The 9,401-nt window shown below is 63.5% G+C and carries 9 protein-coding genes; 3 read left to right on the plus strand and 6 right to left on the minus strand.

The features are described 5' to 3' along the window. Positions 1-39 precede the first annotated feature (39 nt). Both NKJ32_RS18265 and NKJ32_RS18270 read left to right on the plus strand, forming a co-directional pair. Positions 40-2,124 (plus strand): hydantoinase/oxoprolinase family protein, encoded by a 2,085-nt coding sequence (locus NKJ32_RS18265; RefSeq protein ID WP_352575235.1) that lies wholly within the window; start codon positions 40-42, stop codon positions 2,122-2,124. 1 nt (position 2,125) lies between these two features. Beyond that, positions 2,126-3,868, plus strand: coding sequence for a hydantoinase B/oxoprolinase family protein (locus tag NKJ32_RS18270; RefSeq protein ID WP_352828369.1), 1,743 nt, complete (start codon positions 2,126-2,128; stop codon positions 3,866-3,868). Between the two features lie 38 nt (positions 3,869-3,906). Here NKJ32_RS18270 and NKJ32_RS18275 read toward each other — a convergent pair whose 3' ends face one another. The 4 genes from NKJ32_RS18275 to NKJ32_RS18290 form a co-directional block, all read right to left on the minus strand. Further along, entirely contained in the window at positions 3,907-4,563 is a 657-nt protein-coding gene (locus NKJ32_RS18275) for a methionine ABC transporter permease (protein ID WP_352575231.1), read from the minus strand. After that, positions 4,544-5,641, minus strand: coding sequence for a methionine ABC transporter ATP-binding protein (locus NKJ32_RS18280; protein WP_502902693.1), 1,098 nt, complete (start codon positions 5,639-5,641; stop codon positions 4,544-4,546). The genes NKJ32_RS18275 and NKJ32_RS18280 overlap by 20 nt, the downstream gene beginning before the upstream one ends. Before the next feature lie 100 nt (positions 5,642-5,741). Continuing rightward, positions 5,742-6,590 (minus strand): MetQ/NlpA family lipoprotein, encoded by an 849-nt coding sequence (locus tag NKJ32_RS18285; RefSeq protein WP_352575230.1) that lies wholly within the window; start codon positions 6,588-6,590, stop codon positions 5,742-5,744. A gap of 345 nt (positions 6,591-6,935) precedes the next feature. Beyond that, positions 6,936-7,235 (minus strand): DUF1236 domain-containing protein, encoded by a 300-nt coding sequence (locus NKJ32_RS18290; RefSeq protein WP_023677114.1) that lies wholly within the window; start codon positions 7,233-7,235, stop codon positions 6,936-6,938. Positions 7,236-7,439: 204 nt separating this feature from the next. Here NKJ32_RS18290 and NKJ32_RS18295 point away from each other — a divergent pair, with 204 nt between their 5' ends. After that, the gene (locus NKJ32_RS18295; protein ID WP_352575444.1) at positions 7,440-8,084 is read left to right on the plus strand and encodes a DUF1236 domain-containing protein; all 645 of its coding nucleotides are present in this window, start codon (positions 7,440-7,442) and stop codon (positions 8,082-8,084) included. 97 nt (positions 8,085-8,181) lie between these two features. On the opposite strand, the gene NKJ32_RS18300 is transcribed toward NKJ32_RS18295, so the two are convergent. After that, complete coding sequence (locus NKJ32_RS18300; protein ID WP_352575228.1) at positions 8,182-8,424, minus strand: polymerase; 243 nt, start codon at positions 8,422-8,424, stop codon at positions 8,182-8,184. Between the two features lie 247 nt (positions 8,425-8,671). Then, positions 8,672-9,226: a DUF4142 domain-containing protein gene (locus NKJ32_RS18305; RefSeq protein WP_352575226.1), complete on the minus strand. Its 555-nt coding sequence runs from the start codon at positions 9,224-9,226 to the stop codon at positions 8,672-8,674. Between the last annotated feature and the right edge of the window lie 175 nt (positions 9,227-9,401).

Here is a 9,401-nt window from a genome sequence, read left to right on the forward strand (position 1 = left end):
TGAGGCATGTAAGCAGTTCGGGCATTTCGGGTTTCGACAATGGAACAGAATTTTTCGGCGCAAGCTCTGGATTCGACGGGCAGCGTCGTCGCCGGTATCGATGTCGGCGGCACCTTTACCGACCTGCTTCTGATCGACGGCCGTGACGGTGGCCGGGTGCACATCGCCAAGACCCCGACGACAGTCGACAACCAGGCGTTCGGCGTCGTTTCGGCACTTGGCGCCACCGGATTTCCGGTCGACGGCATCGACCTCATCGTGCACGGCACGACGACCACCACCAACGCGGTGCTGGAGCGCCGGCTGGCCAAGACCGGCATGATCACCACGCGCGGCTTTCGCGACGTGATCGAGCTTGGCCGGCGGACACGGCCGCAGGCCTATGGCATGACAGGCACGTTCGTGCCGATCATCCCGCGCAATCTGCGGCTCGAAGTGTCGGAGCGGGTCGAAGCCTCGGGCGCGGTGCGCATCCCGCTCGACGAGGCCGAGATGCGGGCAGCGATTTCACAACTGATCGCGGCCGGCTGCGAATCCCTCGTCATCCATTTCCTGCATTCCTACGCCAACCCGGCGCATGAGCGGCGTGCCGCCGAGATCGCGGCCGAGCTTTGGCCGAACGGCTACATCACGACAGGCCATGCGCTGCTTTCGGAGGCGCGTGAATTCGAGCGCGGCGTGACCGCTTCGGTCAACGCTTCGGTGCAACCGATCCTCGAACGCTATGTCGAGCGGCTGCGCAAGGAGCTGGCGTCAAAAGGCTACGCCCGCGACTTCCTGATCATGAACGGCAATGGCGGCATGATCTCGGCCCGCTTTGTCACACGTGAGTCGGCCAAGACTGTCATGTCCGGCCCCGCTTCCGGCGTCATTGCTGCCGCCTATACGGGAAAACGCGCCGGCTTCGAAAACCTGGTCACCTATGACATGGGCGGCACCTCGACCGACGTGGCGCTGATCCGCAACGCCGAGCCGGCGGTGTCGAACGAGATCGAGATCGAGTATGCGATGCCGATCCACGTGCCGATGGTGGCGGTGCATACGGTCGGCGCCGGCGGCGGCTCGATCGCCCACGTCGATGCGGCAGGCCTGATCCAGATCGGCCCGGAAAGCGCCGGCGCCAATCCCGGCCCGATATGCTACGGACGCGGCGGCTTGGAGCCGACCATCACCGACGCCAATCTGGTGCTCGGCAGGCTGGCGCCGAAGAAGCTGCTCGCGGTGGAAAACCCGGTCACCGTCGAACGGGTCACCGGCATATTCGAGGACAGGATCGGCCGCGCCACAGGCTTGTCCGGCGTCGAGGCGGCGGGTGCGGTGCTGCGGCTCGGCAACGTGAAGATGGCCGGCGCCATCCGCATGGTCTCGGTGTCGCGCGGCCACGACCCGCGCGATTTCGCGCTGTTCGCCTTCGGCGGCGCCGGGCCGCTGCATGCGACGGCACTGGCGCGCGAGCTCGGCCTGCCCAAGGTGCTGGTGCCGGCGCGGCCGGGCATCACCAATGCGCTCGGCTGCGTCGTCGCCGATCTGCGCCATGATTTCGTTAATACGGTCAACCAGCCGGTAGCCAGTCTCGAGAAAATCCAACTCCACGAGACATTGGAACGGCACCGAAACGAAGGCAAAGAGCTGATCGGCAAGGAGGCGGTGAAGCCGGAAATGATCCGCGTCACGCATTCCGCCGACATGCAGTTCGTCGGCCAGACGCATATCATCAACGTGCCGCTGCCGTCGTCTGCGGTGACACGCGAGGGACTGCAGCAACTGTTCGAGAAGGCCTATTTCGCCCGCTTCAAGGTCCAGTTGCCGGAAATCCGCGCCAATCTGGTCAACCTCAACACCTCGGTCACCGGCGTGCGGCCGGCAATCGATCTGTCCCGGCTGATCGACCCGGCTGGGCGCGCCAAAACGCTCGAAGAGGCGCGGCGCGAGATCCGGCCTGTCTGGTATGGCGGGCGCTGGTACGACACGCCGGTCTACAGCAGAGAGAAGTTGCCGCTCGACGCAACAATCGAAGGTCCGGCGATCCTCGAACAGATGGACGCGACGACTGTGCTGGAGCCCGGCGACCGGGCGCGATCGGATGCCGACGGCAACATCATCATCGATATCGGCGAGGCCTGAGATGGAAAAACTCGACGCCATCACCCTTTCGGTCATCCAGGCGGCGCTACAGCAAGTCTGCGACGAAATGGACCTGACATTTTCGCGCGCCGCGTTCTCGCCTGTCATCGCCGAGGCCAATGACCGTTCGGATGGCATCTATTCGGCGCTCGATGGTTCGCTGATCGCGCAAGGCAGCCAGGGCCTGCCGGTGTTCGTCGGCGTCATGCAGTATTCGACCAAAACCGTGATCGAGATGATCGCCGACGGACGCTGCCTGCCGCCCGAGCCGGGCGATATCTACATCGTCAACGATCCCTATCTCGGCGGCACCCATCTGATGGATGTGCGCTTCGCCATGCCGGTCTACCGCGACGGCAAGATATTCTGCTGGCTGTCGAACACCGGCCACTGGCCCGACATCGGTGGTTCGGTGCCGGGCGGCTTTTCCGCCTCGGCAACGGCGGTCGAGCAGGAAGGCTTGCGACTGCCGCCGGTGAAATTATTCAAGAAGGGCGTGCTCGACCCTGAGATCTACGCCATCATCTGCTCGAACATCAGGGTTGCCGACCAGCGCATCGGCGACATCCGCGCGCAGGCGGCGGCACTGCTGATCGGTCAAGACCGACTGAACGGAATCCTGGATCGTTACGGAGACGAAACGGTCGTCGAAGCGATCGCCGAACTGCGCCGCCGCGCCGCCGAACAGATGCGCGCGAACATATCAGCCATTCCCGACGGCATTTACCGGTCGCAGGCTTTTGTTGATTCCGACGGCGTGGTCAACGAACCGCTGACTATCGCGCTGGCGGTCGAAAAACAGGGCGACACGCTCAGCTTCGACTTCTCCGGTTCGTCAAAGCCCTGCGCTGGGCCGATGAACAGCGTGCTGGCGACGACCTTGTCCTCGGTCTATCTCGCCATGCGGCACATTTTCCCCGACGTGCCGATCAGCGCCGGTGCCTTCGAGCCGCTGATCGTCAGGCGGCCGGAAGGCACCTTCCTCGACGCCAAATATCCGCGCCCGGTATCGGGCTGCGCGGCCGAGGTTTCGCAGCGCATTGCCGAGGCGGTGTTCGCTGCGATGGTGCAGGCGCTGCCGGACAAGGTGACGGCGGCTCCGGCCGGCTCCAGCGGCAATTTCGCGCTCGGCGGCAACGATCCGGCCCGCGGCCGCGATTATGTCATGTACCAGATCTCCGGCGGCGGCTATGGCGGCAATGCCGGTCACGACGGCCTGACCAATGGCTGCTCGACCATCGGCATTTCCAAGTCGCCACCAGTCGAAATCATGGAGCAGGCCTTCCCGGTGCTCTACCGCCACTACGCCCTGCGCGAAGGCTCGGGCGGCGCCGGCAAGCATCGCGGCGGTTTTGGCCTCGCCTATGAGGTCGAGATCCTGCGCGGCGACGCCCGTGCCTCCTTCGTCATGGACCATGGCCGCTTCGGCCCACAGGGCGCGCTCGGCGGCAAGGACGGCGCGGTCAACACGGTGACCGTGTTCCGCGACGGCAAGGAACATGTGCCGCCGCATCTATCCAAGGAGCAGGACATCGCGCTGAAGGCAGGCGATCGCGTGCGCGTCGGCACACCGGGCGGCGGCGGCTACGGCGATCCGTTGCAGCGGGACGCCGATCTGGTGTCGAGGGATGTCGCGCTGGGCTATTACACGCCCGCAGAAGCCGCCGAAAAGTTCGGCGTCGCTCTCTCGGCGGATGGATTGGGGATCGACCGGGCAGCCACGGAAAAGAGGCGCGCCGGCTGACGGCGCGGCCCCGGATTTCCCTTATTTGCGACCAACGATCAGTTGCGGTGATCCAGCCTCGCGACCAGCCGGTCGCCGGCCCACTGGATACCGCAGACCAGGACGATCAGCACAATGACAACGGCGATCATGACGGACGTCTCGAAGCGCTGGTATCCATAGCGGATGGCGAGGTCGCCGAGCCCGCCGGCGCCGATGGCGCCAGCCATGGCCGAGGCGCCGATAAGCGTCACCAGCGTCACCGTAAAGCCGGCGACGATGCCGGGCAACGCTTCCGGCACCAGCACCTCTCGAATGATCGTCCAGCGGTTGCCGCCCATGGCGCGTGCCGCCTCGATCAGCCCGTGGTCGACCTCGCGCAGCGACACTTCGGCGATCCGGGCATAGTAGGGCGTCGCCGCGATCGACAGCGGCACAATCGCTGCCCAGGTGCCGATCGAGGTGCCGACGATCAGCCGCGTCACCGGGATCAGCGCAACCAGCAGGATGATGAAAGGCACCGAGCGGAAGCCGTTGATGAGCGCTCCGAGCGCGCGGTTCACCCACAGGTTTTCGGCGATACCGCCGCGGTCGGTGGCGACCAGCGCCAGGCCGAGCGGCAGCCCGAAAACCAGCGAGATGAGGCCGGAGGCGGCCGTCATCAGGATCGTTTCCCAGATCGAACGGACGAGAAGCTCAAACAGAACCGGCGACATGGCCAAGCACCTCCACCCGCGCTTGGCGGGCTTTCAAGAACGCGATCACCTCTGCCAGGTGAGCTTCATTGCTGCCGGCGACCGCCACGAACAGTGTCCCGACAGGCTGCTGCTGGACGTGATCGATGCCGCCATGCACGAGGCGGAACGAGCCGGGAACTGCCGAGGCAAGATCGGACAAAAGCGGGCTTCGCGCGGCCTCACCGGCCACGTCGATCTTGAGGATCGCCTCCACGCCGGCGTTCTGCGTTAGCTGGCTTGCGATCTCCGCCGGCAATTGCGGCCGGATGCCGCCGAGCAGGCTTTGTGTGATCGCCGATTTCGGGTCGGCAAAGACCGACCACACCGGCCCTTGCTCGACGATCCGCCCAGCGTCGATCACCGCGACCCGGTCGGCGATCGAGCGGATCACCTCCATCTCATGCGTGATCAGCAGGATGGTCAGGCCGAGCTGCCGGTTGATGTCTCTGAGCAAGGCAAGGATGGAGCGCGTCGTCTCCGGGTCCAACGCCGAGGTCGCTTCGTCCGACAGCAGCAGCGCCGGGCGCGCCGCAAGCGCCCGGGCAATGCCGACGCGCTGCTTCTGCCCGCCCGACAGCGACGCCGGAAAGGCTTTCGCCTTCTCCGACAGGCCGACAAGCTCGAGCAGCTCGGCGGCGCGTGCCAGGCGTTCGACCCTGGGCCGGCCTTCGATCTTGAGCGGCAGCGCTACATTGTCTTCGACCGTCTTGGCGGACAGCAGGTTGAAATGCTGGAAGATCATGCCGATGCGCCGGCGCAGCGGCTGCAATTCGCGCTCGCCGAGCCGGCTGATGTCGCGGCCTTCGATGAAGACCTGTCCTGAATCCGGCCGCTCCAGGCCGTTCAAACAGCGTATCAGCGTCGACTTGCCGGCGCCGCTGCGGCCGATGATGCCGAGGATCTCGCCCTGGCGCACGCTGAGCGACACGCCGTCCAGCGCCGCTGTCGCGCCGAAGCGGCGCTTCAGCTCGATGAGGCGCACGGCATCATTCGGTCCGGCGGAGCGGCCGCCGACGGGACGCATGACTTCGGTGACCGAGGCGAAATGCTGGTTCATAAAAGTTCCTGTATTGGTGTCCCGCAAACGCGATCGCGGTCCGCGTTGAAGCGCGGACCGTTTTATCATGCCGGGCTTCGGCGCCCAGTCGAGCTCGGCATCAATAGGCGCTGATGCCGGTTCCCTTGTAGACTCGGTCGAATTCGGCCTTCACCTTTTCGTTCTGGTAGGAGGCGACCAATGTCTTTACCCAGGGCTGGTTTTCATTGCCGGCCTTGACCGCGATGAAGTTGCGGTAGGGATTGTCGGCCACCGCCTCCTGGGCGATGCGGTTCTCCGGTGTGAGGCCGCTTTTAAGCGCCCAATCCGTGTTGACCACGGCCCCGTCGAGGTCTTCCACCGAGCGCCCGACAATCCCGGCGTCAAGCTCCTTGACGACTAATTTCTTCGGGTTTTCGGCAATGTCGGTCGTCGTAGCCAGAATGCCGGTGCCTTCCCTGAGCTTGATCAGACCTTCGCTCTGCAGAACGCGCAGTGCGCGGCCCTCATTGGACGGGTCGTTCGGCACGCCAATGACGGCGTCTTCGGGCAGGTCGGCAATCTTCGTGTACTTCTTGGAATAGAGGCCGATCGGCCAGACCCCGGTATAGCCGACCGGGACGATGTGATAGCCCTGCGTCTTGATCTGGTTGTCGAGATAGGGCTTGTGCTGGAAGGCGTTGGCGTCGATTTCGCCACGCTCGAGTGCTTCATTCGGCTGGGTGTAGTCGTTGAACACCACGGTCTCGATCGTCAGCCCCCTCTCCGCCGCCTGGGCGGTGACGACGCGCCACACATCCTCGTCCTCGCCGCTCATGATGCCGACCTTGACCGCCGTCTTGTCTTCGGCGAACGACGGCGCAGCAAGGCCGACAATCGCAACCGCCGACGCGAAAAGTACAGCCAGACCGGCGCGCCGGTTTATAGTTGCGGAGAGAAATGAGAGCAAAGTGTTGGTATTCCCAGACATGATCTATCCCGTCGGTTCTGAAGTCGTTGCGGCCAGGCGGAGTGCCAAGCCTTGCCGGCATCATCGGGAATGCTGACCGTCGGATCAAAGCACCGTATTTCCCGCGAAATGCGAAGCCAGGAATATTCTCTCAAAGTTTCGGGCCTGGCGAGCACAGGGCGTGCTGGGATCATGCGTTCTAACCCAATGCTGGTTCAGAAATTGTCCGGACGTCGTCTCCGCTATGAGGCCCGCCGTGCTTCGAAGCGGCGGGCCTTTCTGCGTCCGAATGCCCAACACGGGCAGCAGTGTGGGATGTCGACAATGCTGGACGCGCCGCATGTCCCTTCAAAGCGACGCGCTTGCTCACTCGATGACCTTTACAATCCTGCGCGTGCCAGGATCGACCAGGACGGTCCGATTGTCGACGACGACATAGCGGTATTTGACGTCGGGAACCTCATGAAGCTCGACGGTATCGGGCAGGGTCGAGCCGACATTGAGCTCCACGCCGGGAAGCTGCACGGACGCCAGAGGCTGCTTTTTCACATACTCGCGTACGATCGTCTCCTGCTGCGGTTCGATGACCACGTCCTGAGCGGCAGCGGCGCCAATACCCGCAAGCAGCAAGAACCCAGCCGCGGCTGCCGAAAGATGCATTCTCATGATCGTCTCCTTTCGTGGTGAGCCACCTCTGCGCTGCGCCGCGTCATGCTGTTCGCAGCGGGGTCGCTATAGGCCGGTAACGTCATCAGGTGGAGCTTGTTCCGCCACTCGGATCGCTTGCCGTTTCCCTCCATTAGTTTGGAACAAAGTTTTTTAGCCGCGGTTTTACGCGGTGAAGGGACGCGTTTTCCAAGGAGATCTCTCATGAAAGGCGTTCTGATCACCAGCATGCTAGCAATCAGCGTCAGTTGCGGGGCTGCACTTGCCCAGACGCAGCAGTCGACCGACGACCAGTCCGGCGCCAATTGTGCAGCCGGCACTGCCAATTGCCAGAACGGCGCCAAAATGGGCGAGCAGGCTCAGGGCAAGACCGGCGCTGCAACTGATCAACAGGCGCAAGGCAACAAGAAGCTGAAGACCGATGAGCAAGCCAAAGGCAAGGCCGGCGCAACGACTGACCAGCAAGCCCAGGGCAACACAAAGATGAAGACCGATCAGCACGCCCAGGGCAAGGCCGGAACCACCACCACCGAGCAGACTCAGGGCAATGCCTCGACGCAGACGCAGGACCAGAGTTCGACCGCTTCCATCAGCAATGTGACCGTTGAACAGAAAACCCAGATCACGCAGGTCATCAAGGAGACGAACGTCCAACCGGTTTCCAGCGTCGATTTCGACATCTCTGTCGGCATCGAGGTTCCGCGGAAGAAGGTCCGGCTGCATCGTCTGCCGGCGCGCATCGTCAAGATCGTTCCGGCTTACGAAGGCTATGAGTATTTCGTGCTCGCCGACGGCCGGATCGTCATCGTCGACCCGAATACCTACAAGATCGTGATTATCCTGACTTAGTTGTGGCCAGACGGTTTGATTGAACCAAAGGGTCCGTCGCGCAGGTCGCGTGGCGGGCCTTTCCGCATCTCCTCGCTCCGCGTCTGCAAATCGCAAATCAAGGTCCGTCCTCGGGGCGAGGAGTGAGCACGGTGTGATCGATGATGTCGGGCAGGCAGGGACTGGGCACGCAGCTTGTTCGGACTGACGCGGTGCTCATGGCATCGATATCCGTAACCAGCACCATTCTCGCGTAGTGCCGCGGCCACAGCGGCTCTCCAAACAGGACGAAGACGCCGCCAATCATCAAGGCCAGCAACATGAGTGCCGTAACATTTGCAAATATCTCGCCGTAGCGCATGAAGGCAGCCTGTCCCGTTCGGAAAGCGATTTCAGCCTGTGACAGCGGCGACCAGGACGGCGCCGAAAGCCGGCGCTACTATCCTTGAGGCCCCGCGAATGCCGCCTTCCATTGGATCCTCCCCGAACAAGCCGGATAAATAACGGCACTCTCGGTGCTTTGTTCCCGGCCGTGTGGCCGGACGACAGCTGCGTCACACAGGCCGTGTGTGGGGCGGCCTTTCGTTTGCAAAAGGCACTCTTCGCTCTCATTGATGCGCGGCAGCGAGGTCCTTGAGATGACGTTCGTGCATTTGCAGCACCGGCAGCGTCTTCTTGGCAAACTCCTTCATCGCCGGATCGTCGCCGGAATTCGCGTAAGCGGAAAACAGCGCCACCGCTTCCTTATGCGCCTGGGTCTGCATGTCGATATATTTCGATTGGAAGCTGTCCCCGCTGGCCTCCTTGAGTTGGTCGAGCAGCGCCTGGTGCTTGGTGTCCAGCGACGGGCCGGCTGGCGCGGTGGCCGAAGTCGTCTGACCCTTGCTGAGCGCCGCCTTGAAGTCCTCGCCGGCCTTGGTGTGGTCCGTGACCATTTGCGCCGCGAATGCCTTCACGTCGTCGGCAGTCGCCTGCGTCTGCGCAAGTCGGCTCGATTCGATTTCGAATGTATTGGCGATGGGCACGGTCTTGACGAACGTCGCGGTGTCAACCTTGCTCATGGTGTCGGTCGTTAGAGGCGTCAGCGTCGCCGATTGGGCAAAAGCAGCCAAAGGTGCGCCAGCCATCATCGCTGCCGCAGTGATGGATAGAAGGGTTTTCATGGGGGTTCTCCGAGGCTGATGTCATCCCTCCGATGGCTCAACGCGCAAGCTGCGGCGAGGTTGCCTGGTCGTGGGGGGGGGGCGGCGGGCCCCCCCCCCCCCCACCCAGGGACAGGGACCAAAACCACGCCCCCGTCGGCGCGCCGCGGAGGACCCACACACCCACCGGCGGCCG

This window comes from Mesorhizobium sp. M0159 (assembly GCF_040322295.1).
GTDB lineage: Bacteria > Pseudomonadota > Alphaproteobacteria > Rhizobiales > Rhizobiaceae > Mesorhizobium.

Excerpts from the sequence above, each read along its gene's own strand:
- NKJ32_RS18290 (WP_023677114.1), bottom strand. The coding sequence starts at position 7,235 with ATGAGAATGCATCTTTCGGCAGCCGCGGCTGGGTTCTTGCTGCTTGCG.
- NKJ32_RS18270 (WP_352828369.1), top strand. The coding sequence starts at position 2,126 with ATGGAAAAACTCGACGCCATCACCCTTTCGGTCATCCAGGCGGCGCTA.
- NKJ32_RS18300 (WP_352575228.1), bottom strand. The coding sequence starts at position 8,424 with ATGCGCTACGGCGAGATATTTGCAAATGTTACGGCACTCATGTTGCTG.
- NKJ32_RS18285 (WP_352575230.1), bottom strand. The coding sequence starts at position 6,590 with ATGTCTGGGAATACCAACACTTTGCTCTCATTTCTCTCCGCAACTATA.
- NKJ32_RS18265 (WP_352575235.1), top strand. The coding sequence starts at position 40 with ATGGAACAGAATTTTTCGGCGCAAGCTCTGGATTCGACGGGCAGCGTC.
- NKJ32_RS18275 (WP_352575231.1), bottom strand. The coding sequence starts at position 4,563 with ATGTCGCCGGTTCTGTTTGAGCTTCTCGTCCGTTCGATCTGGGAAACG.
- NKJ32_RS18305 (WP_352575226.1), bottom strand. The coding sequence starts at position 9,226 with ATGAAAACCCTTCTATCCATCACTGCGGCAGCGATGATGGCTGGCGCA.
- NKJ32_RS18295 (WP_352575444.1), top strand. The coding sequence starts at position 7,440 with ATGAAAGGCGTTCTGATCACCAGCATGCTAGCAATCAGCGTCAGTTGC.
- NKJ32_RS18280 (WP_502902693.1), bottom strand. The coding sequence starts at position 5,641 with ATGAACCAGCATTTCGCCTCGGTCACCGAAGTCATGCGTCCCGTCGGC.